This is a genomic window from Nocardiopsis alba DSM 43377 (assembly GCF_000341225.1).
Lineage (GTDB): Bacteria > Actinomycetota > Actinomycetes > Streptosporangiales > Streptosporangiaceae > Nocardiopsis > Nocardiopsis alba.
Genome location: NZ_ANAC01000010.1, coordinates 458999 through 483602, shown reverse-complemented (window position 1 = coordinate 483602; position 24604 = coordinate 458999). Strand labels below are relative to the sequence as shown.

The window sequence follows — 24604 nt, the reverse complement described above, 5'->3', positions numbered from 1 at the left end:
TCAACGCCGTATCCGCAGCCCCTTGGGGGTGACGTGGAAACCCGCCGCCACCAGAGCGGCGTCCAACGGGGTGCCGAACACCTCCCCGCCGTCGGCACGCTCCACCGTCAACGACTCCAGCGAGCCCTCGCCGATCAGCCCGGCCACCGCTCGGGTCGCCCGGACCAACGCCTCGGGAGAGGCCCCGAACGTCGTGGCCGTCCGCCCGCCCTTCGCCAGGTACAGGGTGGGCCGACCTCCGTCGATCACCACCACGGCCCCCGCGCTGCGCCCCGGACGGCCGCCCTCCCCGCTCCGGGCGGCCTCGGGCCAGGGCAGTGCGGCGCCGAACGGGTTCGCCGGGTCCGAGGCGGCCAGCACCACGGGATCCAACGCCCCGTCCGACGCCTCGCGGGACGAGGCGCGCAGCCGGTCCACCGCTCCGGGAAGGGCGAACTGGGCCCCGCCCAGACCCTTCACGAAGTACCCCCGACGGACCCGGCCCGCCTCCTCCAGGGAGCGCAGCACCCGATACTCGTCCGAAGTGAACCCCTGGCCCTGCCGCCCCTTGACCAGCACACCGTCGCGTTCCAGCCGGGACTCCACCCGTGCCAGTACGCGCCGGGTCGGGTCCGGGTCGGGGGCGGGCAGCAACGACCAACGCCCGGCCACGGTGGGAGGGCCCGAACGGGTCGGCAACGTCGGACGTCGACGCCCGCGCGAGGACGAACGCCTCGGCACGGGGCCCGAACCCGACGACGCGCGCAGCGGGGCCAGGGTGTCGTTGGTGACCCATCCGGCCCACACCAGCTCCCACAAGGCCGCCACCAGGTCGGCGTCGGAGACCGACGCACCCCCCGACGCACGGGCGGCGCGGTCGGCGACGTCCCGGAAGAACAGGGCCCCCGAGCCCCGCAGGACCTCCAGGACGGTCGCCGTCATCGACCCCTCCTCCGGCGGGACGGGTTCGGGCGTCAGCGACGGGGCGTCCTCGGCGGGGAACAGCATCAGCCGCCCGTCCCCGCCCGGCAACGACCCCGCGCCGGCCCAGAGCACCTCTCCCGCCTGGGTCAGGGCGTCCAACTCCGCCGGGACGTACCCCTCCACACGGGCGGGCAGCACCAGGGACTCCAGGCTCGACGCCACCAGAGGGGTCCCCCTCAGCGACTCCACCGCTTCGAACACCGCGTCCGGACCGCGTGACCGCTCGCCCGGAGCGGCCCGCTGCCACAGTGGGACGAACGTCGCCAACGCCTCGGGCGCGACCGGCTCCACCTCGCGACGCAACCGTTCGATCGACCCGCGCCGCAACCGGCGCAGCACGTCGACCTCGCACCATTCGGTCCCCGAACCGCCGGGCCGGAACCCGCCCCGGGACAGCCGACCTCGATCCTCCAGGGTCCGAAGGGCCTCCTCCACCACGCCGTCCTCCGCCCCGAGCCGGGACGCCGCCTCCTCCACGGTGAACGGTCCGTGCGTGCGCGCGTACCGGGAGACCAGGTCGAGCAGCGGGGCCTCCACCGGCTCCAGGAACGCCTCGGGCACCCCCGGAGGCGGTGGGACTCCCAAGGCGTCGCGCAGACGGGCCACGTCCTCCACCGCGCACCAGCGCTCCACCCCGGCCACCCTCGCGCGCACCGCGCGTCCGGCCCGTTCCAGATCGAGCAGCCACTCCCGGCGGACCCCTCGGGCCTCGGCCTCCTCGTCGCTCAACGGTCCGACCTCGCGCAGCAGGTCGGCCGTCCCCTCCTCGTCCCGCACCGGGGCGGCGGTCCGCTGCAACAGACCGTCGATGCGTTCCACGACCTCGGGGTCCAACAGCTCCCGCAGATCCGCGCCGCCCAACAGGTCCCGCAGCAACGACGGATCCAGGGTGAGCGCCTGGGCCCGCGCCTCCGCCGCGGGGGCGTCCCCCTCGTACAGGAACGCGGCCGTGTACTCCATCAACAACGTCCGGGCGAAAGGAGAGGCCCGAGGGGTGCGCACCTCCACCACACGGATCCGTCGCGCCCGGAGGTCGGTCAACAGCTCCGTCAACGCCGGTACGTCGAACACGTCGCGCAGGCACTCGCGGACCGTCTCCAACACGATCGGGAACGATCCGTACCGTCCCGCCACCGACAGGAGATGCCCGGCCCGCAACCTCTGCTGCCACAAGGGCATCCGACGGTCCGGCCTCTGCCTGGGCAACAACAGGGCCCGCGCCGCGCACTCGCGGAACCGGGAGGCGAACAGCGCCGACCCGGTGAGCTCCTCGGCGACGGTCCCCTCCACCGTCTCCGGGTCCAGGGACACCAGGTCCACCAGCTCGCCGAGACGGCCGATCCCGCCCTCGGCCACGTCCGGAAGGCTCAGCACGATCCCGTCGTCACCGTGGACCACCCGCGCGTCGATTCCGAACCGTTCCCGGAGCCCGGCGGCGATCGCCATCGCCCACGGCCCGTTCACCCGGGCGCCCCAGGGGGAGTGCACCACCGCGCGCCAATCGCCCACCTGATCCTGGAAGCGTTCGATCACCACCGTGCGATCGTCGGGGACCTCGCCCGTGGCCTCGCGCTGTTCGGCCACGTAGGCCACGAGGTTCTCCGCGGCCCAGGGGCCCGCCCCGCTCTCACCGGCCAGCGTCAGCGCCTCCTCCTCCGACCGGGAACCCAGCTCACGCGCGAGAGCCCCCACCGCGCGGCCCAGCTCGGCGGGACGCCCCGTGGTGTCGGCCTTCCAGAACGGCAGCCGCCCCGGTCGCCCCGGCGCCGGAGAGACCAGGACCCGGTCGGCGGTGATCGCCTCGATCCGCCAGGAGGACGAACCCAGGACGAACACGTCGCCCACCCGCGACTCGTACACCATCTCCTCGTCCAGCTCGCCCACCCTGGTGGGAGCCCCTCCCGACCCGTCCGATACCAGGTGCACCCCGTACAGCCCCCGGTCCGGGATCGTCCCGCCGCCGATCACGGCCAGTCGCTGGGCCCCCGGGCGGGCCCGCAGGATCCCCTCCTCCCGGTCCCACACCAGACGGGGGCGCAGCTCGGCGAACTCGTCCGACGGGTAACGCCCCGACACCATGTCCAGCACCGCGTCCAGAACCCGATCGGACAGGTCCGCGTACGGAGAGGCCCGGCGTACCAACGCCGCCAGATCCGTCACCGTCCAGTCGTCCATCGCCACCATGGACACGATCTGCTGCGCCAGCACGTCCAACGGATCGCGCGGCACCTCCAGGCGTTCGATCCCGCCCTCGCGCATCCGACCGGCGATCACGGCGGAGGCCAACAGATCGCCTCGATGGGTGGGCAGGAACACCCCGCGCGACACCTCGCCCACGTGGTGGCCGGCGCGCCCCACCCGTTGCAGACCGCTCGCCACCGACGGGGGAGCGCCCACCTGCACCACCAGGTCGACGGCGCCCATGTCCACCCCCAGTTCCAGACTGGAGGTGGCCACCACGCAGCGCAGCCGGCCCGCCTTGAGGTCGTCCTCGATCCGTGCCCGCTCGGCCTTGGACATCGACCCGTGGTGGGCCCTGGCGATGACGGCCTCTCCTCCCCGGCCCTGCCCCGACTGTCCGGAGACCAGCGCGGCGACCTCCTCGACGGGCAGGGTCGCGCCGACGCGTTCGGCGTACAGGTCGTTGACGCGGGCGCACAGTCTCTCGGCGGAGCGGCGACCGTTCGTGAACACGATGGTGGAGCGGTGCGCCTCCACCAGGTCCAGCACCCGGCGCTCCACGTGCGGCCATACCGACCCTCGTGCCCCGGCGTCTGACGTCGCCCCCTCGGACGGGGAGGGCGGGCCGCCCGGCTCGTCCAGATCCGGGACCGGGGCCTCCACCCTCAGCTCCATCCTCGGAGTGTCCGGCGGGGCGACGATCCGTGCCCCGCCCAGATACCCGGCCACGGCCTCACGGGGGCGGACCGTGGCCGACAGACCGATCCGCAGGGGACGACGTTCCGTCAAGGCGCCCAGCCGCTCCAGACTCAACGCCAGGTGGGCCCCTCGCTTGGTCCCGGCGAGCGCGTGCACCTCGTCGACGATGACCGTCTCCACCCCCGCCAACCCCTCCCGGGCCTTGGAGGTCAGCACCAGGAACAGGGACTCGGGCGTGGTGATCAGGACGTCCGGCGGGCGCGAGGCCAACGCGCGGCGCTCCCGGGCGGGGGTGTCCCCGGTGCGGACGCCCACGGTCACCGGGGACAACGACTCGCCCGACGCCTCGGCCTCCTCCGCGATCCCGGCCAAGGGGCGGCGCAGGTTGCGCTCCACGTCCACGGCCAAGGCCTTCAGCGGGGACACGTACACCACCCGGCACCGGTGAGAACGCTCCTCCGGCACAGGGGTGTGCGACAGCCGGTCCAGGGCCCACAGGAAGGCCGACAGGGTCTTCCCCGAACCGGTGGGGGCCACCACCAGGGTGTCCAGGCCTCGGGACACCGAGGCCCAGGCCTCGGCCTGGGCCGGGGTGGGGCCGGAGGGGAAGGCCCGTTCGAACCAGGTCCGCGTCGCCGGGCCGAAGGGTGCCAGGGGATCGGTCACATCGGTCATCCGGTCAGTCTGCCCAAGACCGGTGACGGAACGGGGGCGAGGACACGCCCGCCTCCCGAAGCGACGCGATCCGTCCTGTGGACGACCTCCGTGAGGGGGCGGCGATCACCCATACTGGGGCCGATGAGACTCACCGTTTTCTGGAACAACATGTACGAGCAGTTCGGCGAGGCCTACGCGCACAGTCTGGCCAAGGACTACGTGATCGAGGGGCTCGGTTCGCGCACCGTCGACGGTGCCCTGGCCGACGGGATCGCGGCCAAGGAGGTCTGGCGTGCCGTGTGCGACGCGTTCGACCTCCCCGCGACGGCCCGCTGAACGGAGAAGGCACGGCGTGCCGGCCCTGAATCGAACAGGAGTTCGGGTAGGGTGGGTGCACCGAGAGCGGACGTTGAGCGTCGCGATTGTCGTACCGAGCGCGTAGCGTCATGCGCATCATGAAGAAGAAAGCATCGACCCAACAGGGGAATCCCGTGGCTTCTGGAGACCGAGACAAGGCTCTCGAAACAGCGCTCGCGCAGATCGAGCGGCAGTTCGGCAAGGGCTCCGTCATGCGCCTGGGCGACGACGACCGCCCGCCGATCGAGGCGATCCCCACCGGCGCCATCGCGCTGGACGTGGCCCTGGGCATCGGAGGACTGCCCAAGGGCAGGGTCGTGGAGATCTACGGCCCGGAGTCGAGCGGTAAGACCACCGTCGCGCTGCACGCGGTGGCCAACGCCCAGAAACAGGGCGGTATCGCCGCCTTCGTCGACGCCGAGCACGCCCTGGACCCCGAGTACGCCAAGAAGATCGGCGTCAACACCGACGACCTCCTCCTCTCCCAACCCGACACCGGTGAGCAGGCGCTGGAGATCGTCGACATGCTCATCCGCTCCGGCGCCATCTCCATCATCGTCATCGACTCCGTGGCGGCCCTGGTGCCCCGGGCCGAGATCGAGGGTGAGATGGGCGACAGCCACGTGGGTCTCCAGGCCCGGCTGATGTCGCAGGCGCTGCGCAAGATCGCCGGCGCGCTCAACTCCACCGGTACCACCGCGATCTTCATCAACCAGCTTCGCGAGAAGGTCGGAGTCATGTTCGGCTCCCCCGAGACCACCTCGGGCGGACGTGCGCTCAAGTTCTACGCCTCGGTCCGTCTGGACGTGCGTCGGATCGAGACCCTCAAGGACGGTACCGACGCGGTCGGCAACCGGACCCGGGTCAAGGTGGTCAAGAACAAGGTCGCGCCGCCCTTCAAGCAGGCCGAGTTCGACATCCTCTACGGTGTCGGGGTCTCCCGTGAGGGCAGCCTGATCGACCTCGGTGTCGAGCACGGCATCGTGCGCAAGTCGGGCGCCTGGTACACCTACGAGGGCACCCAGCTGGGACAGGGCAAGGAGAACGCCCGCAAGTTCCTGCGCGAGAACGTCGACATGTCCAACGAGGTCGAGAAGAAGATCAAGGAGAAGCTGGGCGTGCCCTCGGGCGACGACAGCGCCTCCGGCCCCGAGAACGAGGTCAAGACCGAACCGGCCAAGGAGAGCGCCACCAAGGCCGCTCCGGCCAAGAAGACGACGGTCAAGACCGCGAAGGCGCCCGCGACGGATGCCTGAGCGGCGACGGTCGTCCGACCGCACCGGACGGGATCCGGTGAACGCCGACGAGCCCCCGGACGGGCCCGCGGGCCCGTCCGGAGAGGACATGGAGAACAAGGCCCGGAACCTGGTCCTGCGTATGCTCACGCACTCTCCGCGCACCCGCGCCCAACTCGACCGTTCCCTGCACCGTCGGGGCTACGAGGAGGAGGTCGTGACGCGGGTCCTCGACCGGATCGAGGAGGCCGGGCTGATCGACGACGCGGCCTTCGCGCGCGGGTGGGTCTCCTCCCGACACCACAGCCGTGGTCTGTCCCGTCGTGCTCTGTCCAGAGAGCTGCGCACCCGGGGCGTGGAGGAGGAGACCGTACGGGAGGCGGTCGCCGAGATCGACGACGAGGACGAGCGGGAGGCCGCTCGGGCCCTGGCCCGTAAGAAACTGGCCGGCACCCGGGGGCGCGACCAGGAGGTACGGATCCGACGTGCCCTGGGGGCGTTGGCCCGCAAGGGATATCCGGCGGGGATGTCCTATCGCCTCGTCCGCGAGGAGCTGGAGGCCGAGGGCGAGGAGAGCGACCTCCTCGCCGACCCGGACCTGTGAGGAGGCCGCTCCACCCCTCGCGGCGGCCCGAGCGCTCCCGGCCCGTGTGGACACGGGCCGAAGCGGCCACCGAGCGCATGCCCTCGGTTCGTCGGGCCCGTACGGGCCCGAACGTTCTCACTCCCGAGGCCGCGCGGGCTCTCCGGTCTCGGCGTCGACCCCGGCGGCCGGGGTGACCTCGGGAAGTCGTTCCGCGACGGGGAGATCGTCCTCCTCGTCCTCACCCACAGCCTCGTCCGTCGTCGCCTCGGCCCTCTCGACCCGGGGCTCTGGCGGGACGGTGCTCAATTCCAGGGACGGCACGTCCGTCTCGAACCCGAACACCTCGCCGTAGAAGGCGAGTTCCGCCTCCAGGGAGCGCACGCGCGCCTCCTCACCGCGGAACCCGTGGGCCTCTCCCTCGAACTCCAAGAGCGCGTGCCGTACGCCGCGCGATCCCAGACCGGTCGCCATGCGGAAGGCCTGGTCCGGGGTGACGACCGGGTCGTCCAGGCCCTGGAGCAGCAGGACCGGTACGTCGATCTCGTCGACCCGGTTGATCGGCGACCGCTCCCGGTAGGTCTCGACGAAGCCGGGGAGGGTGCCCACCAGGCTGTCCAGGAAACGCGACTCGAAATCGTGGGTGGTCCGGGTCAGTCCCAGGAGGTCGGTCACCCCGAAATAGGAGACCCCGCAGGCGAAGGTGTCGCCGGTCACCGCGGAGAGAGCGGTGAATCCGCCCGCGCTGGGGCCTCGGATGGCGAGACGTTCGGGGTCGGCGACGCCGCGCTCGACCAGGGCGCGGGCCGCGGCCTCGCAGTCGGCCACGTCCACGACGCCCCACTCCTTGTTGACGCGGCGACGGTAGGAGCGCCCGTACCCGGTGGAACCGCCGTAGTTCACGTCCACCACGCCGATCCCTCGGCTGGTGAAGTAGGCCTTGACCAGGTCGAGTTCCCGACCCGCGTGGCTCACGGGGCCACCGTGGGCCCACACCACGTAGGGGGCCGGTCCCTCGGTGGTGACGTCCGGGTGGGTGGGAGGGTAGACGTTGGCGTGCACGGTCGCCCCGTAGCGTCCGCGGAGGGTCTCTTGGATCGGGGTCGGCAGGTAGGCGGGGTCGGGGCCCTCGGTCATCGAACGACGCAGGACCTCCACGCTCCGGCGCTCCGGGTCGAGCCGGACGACGCAGGGGGAGGTGTCGGCGGAGGCGGCCACGGCCACCACGCTCGTCCCGTCGGTGTCCACCTGCGACCAGGAGGTGAGTTCGGTGGAGATCCCGGTCAGGTCCAGAGTGTCGGGGTCGTAGACGCTCGGGCTCATCGAGACGTCCCCGTGCAGGGTCACCAGACGTCCCGAGTCCAGTACGCAGAAGGAGCGCGAGCCCAGGCGGCCCGGGGGCGCGTGGAACTCCTCCTCGGCCGGGTACAGGGCGATGGCCTGACCCTTCAGCCCGGCCTGGTAGAGGTTCCAGAACCCGGGCCAGTCCGAGGCCAGGTACAGGGTCTCGTCGTCGGCCCAGACGGGGGAGAGGACGGACTCGTCGACCCCGCCCTTGAGGGTGTACTCCCCGATCAGCCCGGAGTCGGTCACCTCTCCCACGCGCAGTTCCGTACCGTCCCAGGGCATCCGGGGGTGGTTCCAACGCACGTAGGCCAGGTGCCGGCCGTCGGGGGAGGGGGAAGGGGAGGCGTAGAAGCGCGCCCCGGAGACCAGTTCGCGAACGGCGGAGGGGGTCTGGGCGCCTCGGCCGGACAGGGGGACCGAGACGATGGAGCGGCGGACCTCCCCGTCGGTGTGCTCCTCTCGCACGCACAACACGTGCCTGCCGTCCGTGGACAGGGCGGGGTCGGCGTAGCGTACGGCGGCCCGGATCGCGGGTTCGGGGGTGAGCGGGACGGGTTCCTTGGCGCCGCGCTCCAGCAGATACAGACGCTGGTCCTCACGGGCGGAGAACACCACGCCCATTCGGGGGATGGCCTTGTCGTCACGGCGGGGGACCGGGAGGTAGGAGCGTCCTCCGTACTCGTGGACCCTGGTGCCCGCGCTCCAGGAGGGGGGAAGAAGGTCGTGCACGGTCCCGTCCGCGTCCCGCCGCATCAGGGTCGTGCGGCCGTCCTCGTCCGGGCGGTACTCCTCCCACCACACCTCGTCGCCCCGAACGGACGGGTAGGCGGGAAGGCGCACTCCTCGGGCGACGTCACCGGCGCTGATGGGCGAGGGCCAGGAGCCGTGGGGGCTCGACAGTTCAGACATGTCCCGCTCAGGAAGGGTCGAGTGCTTTCAGATGACATATCGACCTTAATGCCAGGGAGGCCGCCTTGTGCAGTCAGGATCACCGGTCTCCGGGGCCGCATCGGGCCACGGGCCCGGTGAGCGACCGGAACGCCCGACCTTCCCGGGGCCATGCCCGATGAGGGGCCGCCCCATAGAGGAAGGCCCCGGCGAACCACGCTCGGAGCGTGGTTCGCCGGGGCCTTCGGGAAGGTCGGTTCCGGCGGACTCAGCTCTTCTGGGAGCCGTCGCCGTCCGTTCCGTCGTCGTCCCGTCCGTCCCGCTCCTCCGTGTCGGGGAGCGGTTCGTTCCGGGGCTCCGAGGGAGCGGCCCCGGCCGCCTCGTCACCGGTGGGGGTCGCGGCCGCGCCGTTCACGGCGACCGGGGCCCCGCCGGCGGCGGTGGCCTTGGCGGAGGGCTTGCCCCGCCGCGCGTTGCGACGCTCCAACCAGATCGCCAGACGGCTCAGCGACAGGTTGATGACGATGTAGATGATCGCGCAGACGATCGCCGCCGGGATGACGTTGTTCTCCCGGGTGGCCACCAGCGTGAAGTTACGCAGCAGCTCCGGGAAGGCGATGATGTAACCCAGGGCCGAGTCCTTGAGCAGGACCACGAGCTGGGCCACGATCGCGGGCATCATCGAGGTGACGGCCTGAGGGATCAGGATCGTCCACATCGTCTGGGTCTTGGTCATACCGATGGACTGCGCGGCCTCGGTCTGTCCCTTGGGCACCGCGTTGATGCCCGCGCGGAACACCTCGGCCAGCACCGAACCGTTGTACAGGGTCAGACCGGTCACCACGGCCGCCAGCGCGGTCACCTGGAACTGGGCCGGCGGCAGACCGAACACCTGGTTCATCACGATGGGGATGGCCATCGTGAAGAAGATCAGCATCAACAGCGGGATGCCGCGGAAGAACTCCACGACGGCCCCGGCCGGGATACGGATCCACCAGTGGTCGGAGAGCCGGCCGATACCGAAGACCAGACCGAAGATCACCGCGAGCACCGAGGCGATCAGCGCGGCGGTCAGGGTGTTCATCAGACCCGGAAGGACGTAGTTGGTCCAGGTGGAGGGGTCGATGAACGGCGCCCAACGATCGGCGGCCCACTGGCCGCTCGGGTTGACCGCCCAGATCGCCGTGTTCGTCAGGTCGCCCGGAGAGGACACCATCACCAGGGTCCGGTTGAAACCCAGGTAGATGGCGGCCAGGCCGCTCGCGATCAGGAGCAGGCTGAGGACCGAGTAGATCCTGTTGCGGGCCCGGGCCTTGGGACCCGGGACGTCGAAGAGAACCGCCTGCGCGCTCATCGGACCACCGCCACACGCTTGGCGAGCCAGCCGAAGAAGTAACCGGTCGGCAGGGTCAGGATCAGGAATCCGATCGCGAAGCCGACGAAGGTCGGCAGGACCGGGGCGATGCCCTGGTCGAACATCAGCTTCATCTGGCGGGACGCCTCCTGAACGCCCAACCCCGCGACGGAGGCGACGGTCGTGTTCTTGATCAGAGCGATGAGCACACTGCCCAGCGGGCCGACCACGGTGCGCAGCGCCTGCGGGATGACGATCAGCCGCAGGTTCTGGGTGAAGGTCAGACCCAGGGAACGGGCGGCCTCGACCTGGCCCACCGGGATCGTGTTGATACCGGCGCGCAGCGATTCGGAGACGAAGCAGGAGGTGTAGGCGGACAGACCGATGACGGCCCACCAGAACACGTCCCAGGCCACGGAGTCGGCCAGGCTCAACCCCATCGCGCTGTTGAGGCCGAGGCCGCAGAAGAGCAGGACGAGGGTGAGCGGGCTGTTACGGATGCCTTCGACGTAGACGGTGGACAACGTGCGCAACAGCGGTACGGGGGAGACCCGCATCGCGGTGAGCACCACACCGAGGACGAACGAGAAGAAGGCGCTGAAGAGGGTCAGCCGGACGGTCCATGAGAAACCGTCGACAACCCTGTCGATATTGCTGAGAAAGGCTTCCATGGGCCCCAGCCGGTCAAGGGCCGAGCGGCGGGGCCGGGGGCGGCCCCGCCGCTACGGGCGCGTGGTCAGTTAAGGGACTCTCAGGCGCAGGGCGCGAGTTCGGGGGTGGACTCCTCGTAGGCGAAGTCGGTCTCGCCGAAGGCGTCCTCGAGGAATTGAGCGGCCGAGCCGTCGTCCCACATCTGGGTGATGGCCTCGTTGATCTCCTCGCAGCGCTCGGTCGAGCCCTTGGGGAGACCGACGCCGTACTGCTCCTCGCCGAACGGGTTGTTCGTCATGCGGTAGTTGCCGGGGTTCTGCGCGGCGAAACCGGCGAGGATGGTGTTGTCGGTGGTGACCGCGGCGACGGTGCCGTTGCTCAGCAGCTCCAGGCACTCGGAGTAGTTGCCGGCCTCGCGGAGCTCGGCGCCGATGCCCATGTCGTCGACGATGTTGTTGGCCGAACGCGAACCGGAGGCCGAGCAGAGCACCTTGCCGTCGAGGTCCTCGGGGGACTCGATGTCGGTGTCGTCGGCCGCGGTCAGGATGTCCTGCTGCGCGACGTAGTACGGGCCGGCGAAGTCGACGACCTCACGGCGCTCGTCGGTGATCGAGTAGGTCGCCAGGATCATGTCGACCGTGCCCTGCTGGAGGAAGGACTCGCGGTTGGCGGAGGCGGCCTCCGACCACTCGATCTGGTCCTCCGTGTAACCGAGGTGCTCGGCGATGTAGGTGGCGACGTCGACGTCGAAGCCGACGGGGGTGCCGCCCTCGTCGAGACCGAGGCCGGGCTGGTCGTACTTGACACCGATACGGATCGTGTCGCTGTCGCCACTGCACGCCGTGAGGGCGGCGGCCATGGCCAGGGCGGCGACGCTACCGATGATCTTGGTGGAGCGACGTGCTCGCATGTGGGGTACCTCTTCCTGAGAGCGTGCGAAGAACACGAGGGAACCTTGGCGGTCGAGCTAGTGGGTCAGGATCTTGGACAGGAAGTCCTTGGCCCGCTCGGACCGGGGGGAGGTGAAGAACTCGTCGGGGGTGTTCTCCTCGACGATCTGGCCGTCGGCCATGAAGACGACGCGGTTGGCCGCACGGCGGGCGAAGCCCATCTCGTGCGTCACCACGACCATGGTCATGCCCTCGCTCGCGAGGTCGGTCATGACGTCGAGGACCTCTTGGACCATCTCGGGGTCCAGAGCCGAGGTCGGCTCGTCGAAGAGGATCACCTTCGGGTTCATCGCCAGGGCGCGCGCGATGGCCACACGCTGTTGCTGGCCGCCGGAGAGCTGCGCCGGGTACTTGTGGGCCTGGTTGCCGATCCGTACCCGGTCGAGCAGTTCCATGCCGCGTGCCTCGGCCTCGGACTTCGACTGTCGGAGTACCTTCAGCGGTCCCAGCGTCACGTTCTGGAGCACGGTCTTGTGCGCGAACAGGTTGAAGGACTGGAACACCATGCCGACGTCGCTGCGCAGTTTGGCGAGTCCGCGGCCTTCGGCGGGGAGTGGCTGTCCGTCCAGGGTGATGGTGCCGGAGTCGATCGTCTCGAGCCGGTTGATCGTGCGGCACAGCGTCGACTTGCCGGATCCGGACGGACCGATGACGACTACCACCTCGCCGGAGTTAACCGTCAGATCGATGTCGCGGAGCACGTGCAGGTCGCCGAAGTGCTTGTTGACGTTCTCCAGCACGACGAGAGGAGTTGAGGTCATGTTCGGAACTTAATGGGTCCATGTTGCCGTGTCATCACGAAAACGCCACCTGACCCCGGAGTAGCAGACTTGTTACGACGGAATCCGCGAAACCGTTATGCACCGTGACGCATGGATTCGTTCCTGTCGCACTCTGTGTTGATCCCGTCTTCCGGAGAGTTCCGGTCGCGCTTCCAGGAGATCTCCGGTGATTGTTGAACGATCTCGATCGGTCTCGGAGATACCCGTGACCGAAGACGGTCACTCCCGACATCGGGAAAAGGGGGATTATGTGCGGGCCGATTCCGGGTCCATCTCCTTTTCGGCACGGTGTTCCGAAGAGCCCGCCCGCCCACGGGCCCGCCTCTCGCGGCGGCACGGACGTCGTCGGGGAACGGATAGCCTGGGAGGGTGAGCCAGAGTCGTACCTACCAAGTGCGGACCTACGGCTGCCAGATGAACGTCCACGACTCCGAGCGCCTCTCCGGTCTGCTGGAGGACGCTGGGTACGCGCGCGCAGCCGAGGACACCACCGCAGACATCGTCGTCTTCAACACCTGTGCGGTCCGGGAGAACGCGGACAACCGCCTCTACGGCAACCTGGGGCATCTGCGTCCGGTCAAGGACGCCAACCCCGGGATGCAGATCGCCGTGGGCGGATGTCTGGCGCAGAAGGACCGCGGGGAGATCGTGCGCCGCGCCCCCTGGGTGGACGTGGTGTTCGGAACGCACAACATCGGTTCCCTGCCGGCCCTCCTGGAGCGTTCGCGCGTCCAGAAGGAGGCGCAGGTCGAGATCGCCGAGTCGTTGGAGCACTTCCCGTCCACGCTGCCCAGCCGTCGGGAGTCCGCCTACGCCGCCTGGGTCTCGATCTCGGTCGGGTGCAACAACACCTGCACCTTCTGCATCGTGCCCGCACTCCGCGGCAAGGAGAAGGACCGCCGCCCCGGCGACGTGCTCGCCGAGGTGCGGGCCCTGGTCGAGGAGGGCGTCACCGAGGTGACCCTGCTGGGCCAGAACGTCAACGCCTACGGCAGTGAGTTCGGGGACCGACAGGCCTTCTCCAAGCTGCTGCGCGCCTGCGGCGAGATCGAGGGGCTGGAGCGGGTCCGCTTCACCTCTCCGCATCCGCGCGACTTCACCGACGACGTCATCGAGGCGATGGCCGAGACCCCCAACGTCATGCCGCAGCTGCACATGCCGTTGCAGTCGGGTTCCAGCAAGGTGCTCAAGGCGATGCGCCGTTCCTACCGCCAGGAGCGTTTCCTCGGCATCGTGGAGAAGGTGCGCGCCGCCATGCCGGACGCCGCGCTGACCACCGACATCATCGTGGGCTTCCCCGGCGAGACCGAGGAGGACTTCGAGGAGACGCTGCACGTGGTCCGGGAGTCCCGGTTCGCGATGGCGTTCACCTTCCAGTACTCCAAGCGTCCCGGAACCCCGGCCGCCACCATGGAGGACCAGGTCCCCCCGGAGGTCGTCAAGGAGCGCTACCAGCGCCTGGTCGCCCTCCAGGACCGGATCTCCTGGGAGGAGAACCAGCGGCTGGTCGGCCGCGAGGTCGAGCTGATGGTGGCCGAGGCCGAGGGCAAGAAGGACGGCGAGCACCGTCGTCTGTCCGGCCGGGCCCCCGACAACCGGCTCGTGCACTTCGCCGTGGGCGACTCCGAGGAGCCCCGCCCCGGCGACATGGTCACCGTCGAGGTGACCTACGCGGCCCCGCACCACCTGGTCGCCGACTCCGGGATCCGCTCCCTGCGCCGTACCCGTGCCGGCGACGCCTGGGACGCCCGTCAGGGGCGGCCGGTGAAGATCGAGAAGCCCGACGTGATGTTGGGGATGCCCCGGATCGGGGTGCCCGAGGAGCAGCCGGCCCCGGCCGGCGGTTGCTGCGACCTCTGATCCGTTCGTGCTCCGAGGCCCCCGGTGTCCACCGGGGGCCTCATCCATGTCCGGAGGAGGATCACAGGCGCACGTACAGGTCCTCGAAACGGTTGAACCCCGGGTTGGGCCGACGTACGGGCGGCCGGGCCGGGTCCAGGGAAAGGTCGGGGAAGGTCGAGGTCAGTGAACCGAAGGCCACCTCGCCCTCCATGCGGGCCAGAGCCGCCCCCAGGCAGTAGTGCAGTCCGTGGCCGAACGCCACGTGGGCCTCTCCGGGGCGGCCGCGGTGCCTGGTGACGTCGAGCCGCTCGGGTTCGGGGTGGGCCTCCGGGTCCCGATTCGCGCCCGAGATCATCGCGATGACGGCCTCCCCACGTCGCGCCGTGCCGCTGCGGAGTTCGACGTCCTCGGTGGGGTAGCGCATCCGGGTCTGGAAGACCGGGCCGCACCAGCGCAGTAGCTCGTGGACGGCCGAGGGCAGCAGCGTCGGATCGTCCTTGAGCAGGGAGAGCTGTTCGGGGTGGGTGAGCAGGGCGTGGGTGCCGTTGCCGATGAGGCCGGCCGTGGTCTCGTGTCCGGCGATGACGAGACTGAAGATCATGGTGATCAGCTCGTCCTCCGACAGACGGTCGCCGTCGTCGTCGCTGATCCGGACCAGATCGGCCAGGAGGTCGTCGTACTCCCGCTCCCGGTGGCCGACGATCAGTCGCCGGGCGGCCTCGACCAGGGCCCCGATGGTCCGGTTGAGCAGGGCCGGATCGTCGAGGGCGAAGGAGGTCAAGGTGTGGCTCCAACGCCGCCACACCTCGCGTTCCTCCTCGGGGACGCCGACGAGGTCGCAGATCACCGCGATGGGCAGGGGGTAGGCGAAGTGCTCCAACAGGTCGACCGAGCCGTCCTCGGCGTGGTCGGGAAGCTCCTCCAGAAGCCGGTCGGCGATGGCCTGGACCTTGGGACGCATCTCCCGCACCCGGCGCACGGTGAAGGCGCGTGAGACCAGCTTGCGCAGACGGACGTGGTCGATCCCGTCTTTGTCCAGGAGCCCCTGGGTGATGTAGACGACCAGATCGGGTTCCATGCCCAGGTGCCGCAGCAGCTCGTCACGGGAGAGGGCGGCGCCCTCATCCGATGACGGGGCCAGGGAGGCGGAGTCCACTACGAAACGCCGGTCGCTCAGGATGGTGCGCACGTCGGCGTCGTCGACGAACAGCCGGGCGGGGGCGCCTCGCAGGGAGCCCGGCATGGAGCCTCCGGCGGCACGGACGCGCTCCAGGGCGGTGTGGGGATCGTGGGCGAACTCGTGGTCGAGCTCGAGGAAGGCGGGATCGGGTCGCTTCCGTGCCGTGCCGGTCATCGGGGTCTCCTTCGGGGTTTCAGGGGGCGCGTTCGACGCGTTTCTGCTCGCCGATCTCCGTCCTCAGGCGCTCGGCCAGTCGTTCGAAGAGGGCGACGACCTTCGGTTGCAGCGCTCGCATCTCCGTGTTCGGGACCGTCTCCCGTTCGAGGAGGGAGCGGACGCTTCGGGTCAAGAGGAGGGCCCGGGCCTCTTGGCCGGGCGGGATGAGCCCCTGCTCGCGCAGGAGGGGTTCGGCCATGAGATGGCCGATCACCGTGGTGCTGTAGGCGTAGACCTGCTCCCCGGTGTCCGCGTCGGCGGCGATGACCCCGTGTTCGCGCAGCAGTTCCCAGTACTCGAACAGGGTCCGCCAGCGGTAGGCGACGGTCTCGCCGACCAGCTCCCTCGCGTCCTCCGTGAGCCGGTGGAGCGGGTTCGTCCCCGAGGTCAGGACGAAGCGCATGATGGGCGAGTCGAACTGCTCCCGGTACATCCGGCCCGCCACCTCGCTGGGACGTACGTGCTCGGGATCCTTTCGCATGGACGCCAGGATCCGTTCCATCATCGCCAGTTGGGCCCGCATGACGACGGTCAGCAGGAGGATCTCCTTGGTGGAGAAGTGCAGGTAGACGGTGCCCTTGCCGACCCCGGCCCGTCGGGCGACGTCCTCGATGGTGACCTTGCGGTCCCCCCAGGCCAGCATCAGTTCCCCCGCCGCGTCGAGGATGCGGTCGGCCCGCAGTTCGCGTCGGTCGGTGGGCTTCTCGGTGGGCCGGGTCACGGACGACTCCTTCGGCTCGGGGACCGCCGACGGGGGTCCCCACCGGCGCTGACGCGATGACCATATCCGCACCTCCGCTCCCGAGCCGATCGTCTTTGACCATGTGACCAGATTTCAAATCTGGTCACACGGTCAAGAGTAGGTCGGAAGGTGCCCGTCCACAAGGGGTGTGCGGGCACCGGACGGGGCTCGGAGCGATAGCCTCGCCCTTGTGCTGATCGCCGCCGCCGTGTGCCCTCATCCGCCCGTCCTGTTCCCCGAGGTCGCCCAGGGCGCGGCCGCCGAGCTCGACCCTCTGCGCGCCGCCTGCGACCGGGCCGTCGCCCTGCTCGTGAAGAGCGGGGCCGACCGGCTCCACGTGGTGGGGCGGGGGGACTCCGAACGGCGTCACGGATCGGACGCCGGGGGAGACCTGACGGCCTATGGGGTCGACGTGCGGGTGGGACCCGCCCCCGGGGTACTGGGGTTGGCCGCGACGGTGGGTCGTCGACTGGCCGAACGCGCGGGCACGGTCCCCGACGGCTACCTGGAGCTGCCCGCGGACACCACCCCGGAACGCGCGGCGGAACTGGGTCGCGAGCTGGCGGGAGAGGCGGAACGGGTCGCCCTGTTGGTCATGGGGGACGGCAGCGCGCGCCGCGACGAACACTCACCCGGGTACGTGGACGAACGGGCCGTGCCCTACGACGACGCGGTCGCCGAGGCCCTGGCCCGCGCCGACGCTCCGTACCTGGCCGGACTCACGGTCGACACGGCGCGCGAGCTCATGGTCGCGGGTCGCCCCGCCTGGCAGGTCCTGGCCGGAGCGACGGAGGGGGCGCCCTTCGAGGGAGAGACGATCGCCTACGAAGCGCCCTACGGAGTCGGATACCTCGTCGCCACCTGGATCGGGAGCGACTTCGACGGGGCCGAGGCCCCGGGGGCTCAGCTCCGGGAGTAGGGGAGCATGGTGGCCACGTCCACCAGGGCCTCGCCCGACTCCTCCTCGACACGATCGGACAGGGCCGACTCGACCTGGGTCATCGCCCGCTCCACCAGGTTCGGGGCGTCGTAGGGCAGCCAGCGCACCCGAGGGTCGCGGCGGAACCAGGACTCCTGTCGGCGGGCGAACCTGCGGGTGGCCCGCGCGGTGCTCTCCTTGGCCTCGGCCTCGGTGAGATCACCGTCCAGCTGGGACAGCGCCTGCGCGTATCCGAGGGCCTTGGAGGCGGTACGACCCTCCCGTAGGCCGAGCGGGTCCAACCGGCGCACCTCCTCCAGAAGACCCCCGTCCCACATCCGCTCCACACGCAGGTCGATGCGTTCGTCCAACTCCGGCCGAGGGGCCGTCAGACCCAACTGGACGCACGGATAGAAGGAGGTGTGGTCGGGCAGGTTGGCGGTGAAGGGCCGCCCGGTGAGCTCGATGACCTCCAGGGCCCGGACGATCCGACGCCCGTTGCCGGGCAGGATGGTGCGGGCCGCGGCCGGGTCGGCCTCGGCCAGACGGGCGTGCAGCAGACCGGGGCCGACGTCGGCCAACTCGGCCTCGAGTCGGGCCCGTACCTCGGGGTCGGTGCCGGGGAAGTCCATGTGATCCAGGACCGCGCGCACGTACAGGCCGGACCCGCCCACCAGGATGGGGACGACGTCACGGTCGGCGCAATCCTCCACCCGCTCGCGGGCCAGCGTCTGGTAGCTGGCCACGTCGGCGGGCTCGTGCACCTCCCAGATGTCCAGGAGATGGTGCGGCACGCCCCGGCGCTCGGACTCGGGGAGCTTGGCGGTACCGATGTCCATACCGCGGTAGAGCTGCATCGAGTCGGCGTTGATCACCTCGCCGCGACGCCCCGTACGTTCCTCCAACCGGGAGGCGAGATCGACGGCCAGGTCCGACTTGCCCACAGCGGTCGGGCCCACGACCGCGATCACCTTGATCATCCCTCCAGCGTAGTCACGCCGAGGACGCCACGCGTCCAGGTGGAGTGTTCGCGCCTGTCGGCGGCCCGGAAATACGGTTTTAGGATGGTCGACATGCGATTCGCCAAGGGCCACGGAACAGAGAACGACTTCGTGATCCTCCCCGACCCGGACGGGGAGCTCGAACTCACGAAGGAGGACGTCCGGTCACTGTGCGACCGCCGAGCGGGCATCGGCGGCGACGGTGTCCTACGAGTGGTGCGCACGCGTGTGCTCGGCGAGACGCTGGCCCCGGCCGCGCGGACCGCCGAACGGGCCGAGTGGTTCATGGACTATCGCAACGCGGACGGCAGCATCGCGGAGATGTGCGGGAACGGGGTCCGGGTCTTCGCCCGCTACCTGTTGCACGTCGGCCTCGTCGACTCGGACCGTTTCGAGATCGGGACCCGTGACGGGGCCAAGGGGGTCACCGTCGAGGCGAACGGCGACATCACCATAGACATGGGGCGCGTGGAGCGTCAGGGCGTCTCCTCGGCCGGGCTCGCCCGCGGGGTCGTCCACGGAGCCCAGATCTCCGTGGGCAACCCGCACCTGGCCTGCGAGATAGACGAGCCGGTCGCCGACCTCGACCTGTCCCGCCCGCCCGAACTCGACGCGGACGACTTTCCCGAGGGAGCCAACGTCGAGCTGTACAACCGGGTCGCCCCCGGTGTGCTGGACATGCGCGTGTACGAGCGCGGCTCCGGCGAGACCCGTTCCTGCGGGACCGGAATCGTGGCCACCGCGGCCGCGGCGACCCCCGAAGGGCAGAGCGCCACCTGGCGTGTCCGTGTCCTGGGAGGCGAGTGCACCGTCGAGCTGGACGCCTCCGGCGCCCGTCTGAGCGGCCCCGCCGTCATCGTCGCCGAGGGCGAGACCTCCCTGATCTGAACCCTCGCCGTCCCGGGAAGGCCCTCGGGACGGCGAGGTCCGGTCAGTGGGGAGAGAACATCCTCAGTGTGGACACGTCGAAGGCGACGTCGCAGGCGTCACGGACGGCGTCGTCGTGTGTGGCGATGACCACGGCACGACCCTCGCGGCTCATCCGGCGCAGGACGTCCACGACCATCGCCCCGTTGGCGTGGTCCAGGGCCCCGGTGGGCTCGTCGGCCAACACCAGCGACGGTCGTTTGACGATCAGACGTGCCAGGGCCACGCGCTGCTGTTCCCCACCGGACAGGTGGTGCACCTTCTCCTTTTCGCGTCCGCCCAGCCCCACCCGCTCCAACGCCTCCGCGGTGTCGGACCGGTCTCCCCGGCGCGCGGCCACGTCGAGGTTGGCCTTCACCGTGGCGTTTTCGATCAGGGCGTAGTCCTGGAACAGGTAGCCCAGGTGGTCACGTCGGAATCGGCGCTGTCCCCCGGGGCCCAGTCGGGTGACGTCGGTGTCCCGGAAACGGACGCTCCCTCCACTGGGCCTCTCCAATAGGCCCATGCAGTTGAGCAGGGTGGTCTTCCCGGAGCCGCTGGCGCCGACCAGGGCGAGCATCCGCCCGGGTTCGACGCTCAGGTCGAGGTCCTCCCACAGCGTGCGCGCGCCGAAGGACTTCGTGAGCTTGTTCAGGGTGATCATGGGTTCCTCGGTCTCTTCGGGCCTCAGGCCTGGGAGGCGCCTTCACGGACGATGCGACGGTGGAAGAGGGCCAGTGCCGCGATGGTGGCCGACAGGCAGACCAACGCGATCCCCAGGGCGTAGAACGGCTCGGCCCCACTGGGAGCGGCCTCCAGAGGACCGCCGTACATGGGGTCGGAGGTGACCGCGAGTCGACGGAGCGTGTCCCACGTGGCCCAGCCCGGGAAACCCAGGGCGAGGGCGCCCTCGACGAGCAGTAGGCGTCGGTGGGTCGCGAGGAAGGTCCATCCGCTGATGTGCCGGACGAAGATCTCCTGGGCCCGCGTGCGCACGTGGACGACGCACGCCGCCATACCGGTGAGAAGGAGGACCACCGCGACCCCCACCAGGTTGAACAGCTCACCGCGCAGCACGATCAGATGACGAGCGAGCTCGTCCCGCGCGCTCGTGGAGAGCGTCTCCACCATGGCCAGGTAGCGCGAGGCCTCGGGGACGCGGTCCCGGTACTCCGTCACGACCTCCGGGTCGGGGAAGATCGTGGACCCCCGGGTCATGTGAGAGACATAGGCGCCGTCGGAGAGCACACCGCCGTTGGGCAGGACGACCATGACCGGCTCGTACAGCAGGGGCAGGTAGGGCCGTGGAGCGTCGGAACGCTTGGCCGAGTAGGTGAACAGGGTCTGCTCGGCGGCGGCCGGCAACACCTCGATCTCGAGGGCGACGTCGGAGGCGTCCGAGGTCTCGACCCACTGGCTCCGGACCGCTTCGACCAGCTCCTCGGTGTCGAGGGTGGCGCTCTCGGGGACCAGGACGCGAACGTCCTCATCGGGGCCGTACGGTTCACCGGTGGGCGAGAGCACCTCCTGTTCGGCCAGATAGGTGTCGTTGACGATGAGCAGTGGAGGTTCCGGAGACGCCGCGCCGGACGGCCGCGGATCGTAGGGCGTCGACAGCAGTGGATATCCGTGTACGGCCAACACCATGTCCCCCGAGGCGTCGACCTCGCGCAGCCAAGGGCCGAGTTCCTCGTCGACGGCCTCATCGTCGGCCCAGCCGTAGTTCGCGCTGAGCGATGGGAAGGAGGTCTCGCCCTGTTCCTCGTGCAGTTCCAGCGCCGTCTCCAGGTCGCGGACGTTCTGGGAATAGGAGGCCACGCCCCCGAGGATGATCAGGGCCAGGACGAGAGAGGGCGCTCTGACCAGGTAGATCGCCGTGGTCGTCGCCTTCAGGGGGAGCCGCCCCTTGAGCGATGGCAGGATGCGCGTGGTGTGCACCAGTGCCAGGGTCGCCGCGTGCACCAGCAGGCAGGGAACGGTGAGAGCGCCGAGGAAGAGGAGGGCCGTCCGGGAGTAGAACCCCAGTTGGTTCCATTCGTTGTACCAGCCCAGGAACACGAGTGTGCCGAGGACGATCACCGCGAGAGCCACGGCCGTCGATCGGGCCGTCCTGAGCAGGTCGTGGCCCAGGATCGATGGGTACGAGCGCCCTTGGAGACGCATGACCCCGTAGTCGCGGGAGCCGAGCAGTACGCCGGCGCCCGCCGCCGTCACCGTCCCGAGCAGGGCGACCATCAGAAGATGGAACAGGTGGCCGCCGGTGAAGTAGTGCCACATCCGGACGGCCTGTGTACCCGGAGCCTCATGGAGCCCGAGCGCGGCCAGTTCGGTCCGCAGGGCCTCTTCCGCCTCGGGCGCGTCCAGGACGAGGTAGTGGCCGTTGGGGCCGACATCGCCGAAGTCGGCGATGGGGTGGGTGTCGATGGTGAACCCGCGGCCGAAGGTCGGATATCCCTCCTCGGACCAGGCCGCGTGGCGGGAGTCGGGGTCGGACACGGCCAGGTACAGGTGGATCCTGGTCGTCGGCTCTCGGACGTCCGCGATGGCGTAACCGATCGCGGCGTCGTGTTCGTCGGCCACACGCTGGACGGTGGCGGCCACCTCGTCGGTGTCGTGGCTCCCGTCGTTCTCGGTGATCCACACGACGGGGGAGTCCTCGAGCACGAAGAGGGTGCGTTCGGCGGTCGTGGCCAGGAGGAAGGCGATGACCACGGCGAACACGGCACAGGCCGTGTAGGCGAAGGTGAGTGTTCGGTCGGGCACGGGGGGTCCTGTCGAAGGCCCGCCGGTGCTCGGCGCCGGCGGGCCGGATCATGGGGGTCAGCAGGTGCGGCGGTAGGCCTGGTTGTTGGCGATCGCCCTGGGCGCGTCGGCGCGGGCCCAGGCACCGGCCCTGACGTCGGGGGTGCGCACGGTCGTGCGGCCCACGGCGGTGGCGCCATGGCACGCGGTGGGGTGGTAGTAGTGCGAGTAGCTGGTTCCCGACAACCCGGCGCCGGTGACGCCGTAATTCCAGACGGGGCTGCTCGCGTTCGCGGCGGAGGCGGAACCGGCGGCGATCCCCGCGGTCAGCAGTGTGGTCACGAAGAGGTACTCGGTGAGTCTCATGGGGGATTCTCCTGTTCGGTCAGCCACAGGTATTACGCCAGTACGTCTGGTTGTTGGTGTTCGCCTTTTGGACGCTCGCCCGTGACCACAGGCCGGCTCCGGTGTTCGCGGACCGGACGGTGCGAATTCCCACGGCGGTGGAACCGTGGCACCTGCTGTCGTGGAGGTAGTTCGAGTAGACACGGTCGGAGACGATGCCGTGATCCCAGACGCCACCTCCCACGTATTCGACGGCCGCCGAGGCGACACCCGCGCTTCCCACGCCGATGCCCGCCGCGACCAGTAAGGTGACGATCGCTCTCTTCGTTCTGCTCATGGTTTCCTTCTGTGGGGGATTCAGGACGGTCCTTCGGTCGCCCTGAAAATAATTATGCCTCCCTTTTCTCTGGAGTCAATCGAGTCGGATCGGGGTGTACGCGGTCGAGTCGAATGAATATCCGCAGGTGGAGAGGGGGATGGTGAGATCATTTATGGATTTGTTCGAGTTTTCCTCGCGTATGCATGAGGTGACCCGGTGTGTCGTTCGTGCAGCTCAAGATGTCTGCAAATGCATAAGGCCGAATGTGGCTACGAGATACATATGTACCAAGCTATCGGTACGCCCATGTCGGGATTCTTCTCCCGACATTGATGTTTCTCGTTGAATCTCGTTAAGGGTATTCCGTCACACGGGTATCACCCGGAACCGAGCAGCCCTTCCACGCCCAGACCGCGCAGGGAGGCGTCCAGGACACGGGCGGTATGGGTCACCACCACCGGCCTTCCGGCGCGCTCCATCGCCGCCGCGATCTGCAAGGAGCAGCCGGGGTTCCCCGACACCAGGACCCGCGCCCCGGTCGAGGCCACGTCCTCGCCCTTCCGGTCGCCCAAGGCGTTCGCCGCCTCCGGACGGAGCAGGTTGTACACACCTGCCGAACCACAACAGACCTCCCGGTTCGGCAGGTCGGACACGGTCAGCCCCGGGATCCCGCGAAGCAGCTCACGGGGCTGGGCGGTGACGCCCTGGCCATGGGAGAGATGGCAGGCGTCGTGGTAGGCCACATGGACCGGAAGGGGGTGACGCTCCGCGCGGGGGCCCAGATCCACGAGGAACTCGGCCAGATCCACCACCCTCTCCGACACCGCGCGGGCACGATCCACCCAGGCCCGGCTCTCACCGGCCTCCGCCATGGTCCGGTCGAAGTGCTTCATGCCGGAGCCGCAACCGGCGGAGTTGACCACGATCCGCTCCACCTGGCGCGCCTCGAACACCTCGATGAGCCCCTTGGCGAAGTCCACCGCCTCCTCCAGACGGCCGGAGTGCGAGGAGAGGGAGCCACAGCAGCCTTGAGAGCGCGGGATCACCACCTCGCACCCCTCCAGAGCCAGGACCCGGGCGGTCGCGGTGTTGACCTCGGGGAAGAACGCTCCCTGGACACAACCCACCAGCATGCCCACACGCGCACGGCGCTCGCCCACGGCGGGCACGAGCTCGGGCAGCGGCGGCGGGGGAGAGGACAGCCTCGGAGCGACCCGCTCCATGGCGGCCAGACCGGGCGAGAGACGGTCCAACAGGCCCGAACGGCGCACCAGGGAGGAGACCCCGGTGGCCTGGTAGGCGCGCAACGGTCCGCGCAGCGCCCGTAGGCGCCCCCGATGCGGGAAGAGGGAGAACACCGCCTCGCGCAGGAGGCGCTCCCCGCGAGGCCGCTCGTACTCGGTCTCCACCCGATGACGTGTGTGCTCGATCAGGGCGTCGTACGCCACCCCCGAGGGACAGGCGGACACACACGCCAGACAACCCAGACAGTTGTCGAAGTGCCCGACCGCGGTCTCGGTGAGCACGTCGTCCTCGTGCATCTGTCCCATGAGGTGGATACGACCGCGGGGCGAGTCCATCTCCTGCCCCCACAGGACGTCGGTGGGGCAGGTCGGCAGACAGAAACCGCAGTGGACACAGTCCCCGAGCAGGTCGCCGAAGGACCGTTCGGGGCCGGGGGCGATCGTGCTCTCGTCCGGTCGATCGGTCACGGAGTCCTCCGAGGGGGTACGGGGCGTGTGGTC

General features: G+C 69.8%; 20 protein-coding genes. 6 read left to right on the top strand and 14 right to left on the bottom strand.

Going from position 1 to position 24604, the window contains the following annotated elements:
- A complete protein-coding gene (locus D451_RS0109410; protein ID WP_026124945.1) occupies positions 1–4518 on the bottom strand; it encodes an ATP-dependent helicase in 4518 nt (1505 codons plus the stop codon).
- A 123-nt stretch (positions 4519–4641) separates the two neighbouring features.
- On the opposite strand from D451_RS0109410, the gene D451_RS0109405 reads away from it, so the two are divergent.
- The 3 genes from D451_RS0109405 (at position 4642) to D451_RS0109395 (ending at position 6696) form a co-directional block, all read left to right on the top strand.
- Positions 4642–4836: a DUF3046 domain-containing protein gene (locus tag D451_RS0109405; RefSeq protein ID WP_014908780.1), complete on the top strand. Its 195-nt coding sequence runs from the start codon at positions 4642–4644 to the stop codon at positions 4834–4836.
- 155 nt (positions 4837–4991) lie between these two features.
- The gene (gene recA, locus D451_RS0109400; protein WP_014911524.1) at positions 4992–6113 is read left to right on the top strand and encodes a recombinase RecA; all 1122 of its coding nucleotides are present in this window, start codon (positions 4992–4994) and stop codon (positions 6111–6113) included.
- On the top strand, positions 6106–6696 hold the full coding sequence (locus D451_RS0109395; protein WP_017534208.1) for a regulatory protein RecX: 591 nt from the start codon (positions 6106–6108) through the stop codon (positions 6694–6696). Before recA ends, D451_RS0109395 begins: the two co-directional genes overlap by 8 nt.
- A 117-nt stretch (positions 6697–6813) precedes the next feature.
- Here D451_RS0109395 and D451_RS0109390 read toward each other — a convergent pair whose 3' ends face one another.
- The 5 genes from D451_RS0109390 to D451_RS0109370 form a co-directional block, all read right to left on the bottom strand.
- Positions 6814–8931: a S9 family peptidase gene (locus D451_RS0109390; protein WP_017534207.1), complete on the bottom strand. Its 2118-nt coding sequence runs from the start codon at positions 8929–8931 to the stop codon at positions 6814–6816.
- A gap of 247 nt (positions 8932–9178) precedes the next feature.
- The gene (locus D451_RS0109385; RefSeq protein WP_017534206.1) at positions 9179–10264 is read right to left on the bottom strand and encodes an amino acid ABC transporter permease; all 1086 of its coding nucleotides are present in this window, start codon (positions 10262–10264) and stop codon (positions 9179–9181) included.
- Positions 10261–10935, bottom strand: a complete 675-nt coding sequence (locus tag D451_RS0109380) for an amino acid ABC transporter permease (RefSeq protein ID WP_014908179.1) — start codon at positions 10933–10935, stop codon at positions 10261–10263. The genes D451_RS0109385 and D451_RS0109380 overlap by 4 nt, the downstream gene beginning before the upstream one ends.
- 80 nt (positions 10936–11015) lie before the next feature.
- Complete coding sequence (locus D451_RS0109375; RefSeq protein ID WP_014911163.1) at positions 11016–11825, bottom strand: glutamate ABC transporter substrate-binding protein; 810 nt, start codon at positions 11823–11825, stop codon at positions 11016–11018.
- Positions 11826–11882: 57 nt separating this feature from the next.
- On the bottom strand, positions 11883–12626 hold the full coding sequence (locus D451_RS0109370) for an amino acid ABC transporter ATP-binding protein (RefSeq protein WP_014912957.1): 744 nt from the start codon (positions 12624–12626) through the stop codon (positions 11883–11885).
- A gap of 414 nt (positions 12627–13040) precedes the next feature.
- Between D451_RS0109370 and miaB the strand changes: the two genes are divergently transcribed.
- Positions 13041–14507: a tRNA (N6-isopentenyl adenosine(37)-C2)-methylthiotransferase MiaB gene (gene miaB, locus D451_RS0109365; RefSeq protein ID WP_017534205.1), complete on the top strand. Its 1467-nt coding sequence runs from the start codon at positions 13041–13043 to the stop codon at positions 14505–14507.
- Between the two features lie 61 nt (positions 14508–14568).
- Here miaB and D451_RS0109360 read toward each other — a convergent pair whose 3' ends face one another.
- Both D451_RS0109360 and D451_RS0109355 read right to left on the bottom strand, forming a co-directional pair.
- Entirely contained in the window at positions 14569–15843 is a 1275-nt protein-coding gene (locus tag D451_RS0109360; protein WP_017534204.1) for a cytochrome P450 family protein, read from the bottom strand.
- Between the two features lie 19 nt (positions 15844–15862).
- A complete protein-coding gene (locus tag D451_RS0109355; protein ID WP_017534203.1) occupies positions 15863–16606 on the bottom strand; it encodes a TetR/AcrR family transcriptional regulator in 744 nt (247 codons plus the stop codon).
- Positions 16607–16817: 211 nt separating this feature from the next.
- Between D451_RS0109355 and D451_RS0109350 the strand changes: the two genes are divergently transcribed.
- The gene (locus D451_RS0109350; RefSeq protein WP_017534202.1) at positions 16818–17546 is read left to right on the top strand and encodes a class III extradiol dioxygenase subunit B-like domain-containing protein; all 729 of its coding nucleotides are present in this window, start codon (positions 16818–16820) and stop codon (positions 17544–17546) included.
- On the opposite strand, the gene miaA is transcribed toward D451_RS0109350, so the two are convergent.
- Positions 17531–18526, bottom strand: coding sequence for a tRNA (adenosine(37)-N6)-dimethylallyltransferase MiaA (gene miaA, locus D451_RS0109345; RefSeq protein ID WP_017534201.1), 996 nt, complete (start codon positions 18524–18526; stop codon positions 17531–17533). The two genes, D451_RS0109350 and miaA, sit on opposite strands and share 16 nt — an antisense overlap.
- A gap of 84 nt (positions 18527–18610) precedes the next feature.
- Here miaA and dapF point away from each other — a divergent pair, with 84 nt between their 5' ends.
- Positions 18611–19435, top strand: coding sequence for a diaminopimelate epimerase (gene dapF, locus D451_RS0109340; protein WP_017534200.1), 825 nt, complete (start codon positions 18611–18613; stop codon positions 19433–19435).
- A gap of 43 nt (positions 19436–19478) precedes the next feature.
- Here dapF and D451_RS0109335 read toward each other — a convergent pair whose 3' ends face one another.
- The 5 genes from D451_RS0109335 to D451_RS0109315 form a co-directional block, all read right to left on the bottom strand.
- Positions 19479–20117, bottom strand: coding sequence for an ABC transporter ATP-binding protein (locus D451_RS0109335; RefSeq protein ID WP_014910291.1), 639 nt, complete (start codon positions 20115–20117; stop codon positions 19479–19481).
- A 23-nt stretch (positions 20118–20140) separates the two neighbouring features.
- Positions 20141–22216 (bottom strand): bacteriocin-associated integral membrane family protein, encoded by a 2076-nt coding sequence (locus tag D451_RS0109330; protein ID WP_017534199.1) that lies wholly within the window; start codon positions 22214–22216, stop codon positions 20141–20143.
- A 57-nt stretch (positions 22217–22273) separates the two neighbouring features.
- Entirely contained in the window at positions 22274–22561 is a 288-nt protein-coding gene (locus D451_RS0109325; RefSeq protein WP_017534198.1) for a lactococcin 972 family bacteriocin, read from the bottom strand.
- 19 nt (positions 22562–22580) lie between these two features.
- Positions 22581–22877, bottom strand: coding sequence for a lactococcin 972 family bacteriocin (locus tag D451_RS0109320; RefSeq protein ID WP_014911983.1), 297 nt, complete (start codon positions 22875–22877; stop codon positions 22581–22583).
- Positions 22878–23236: 359 nt separating this feature from the next.
- The gene (locus D451_RS0109315; protein ID WP_014912932.1) at positions 23237–24571 is read right to left on the bottom strand and encodes a (Fe-S)-binding protein; all 1335 of its coding nucleotides are present in this window, start codon (positions 24569–24571) and stop codon (positions 23237–23239) included.
- Between the last annotated feature and the right edge of the window lie 33 nt (positions 24572–24604).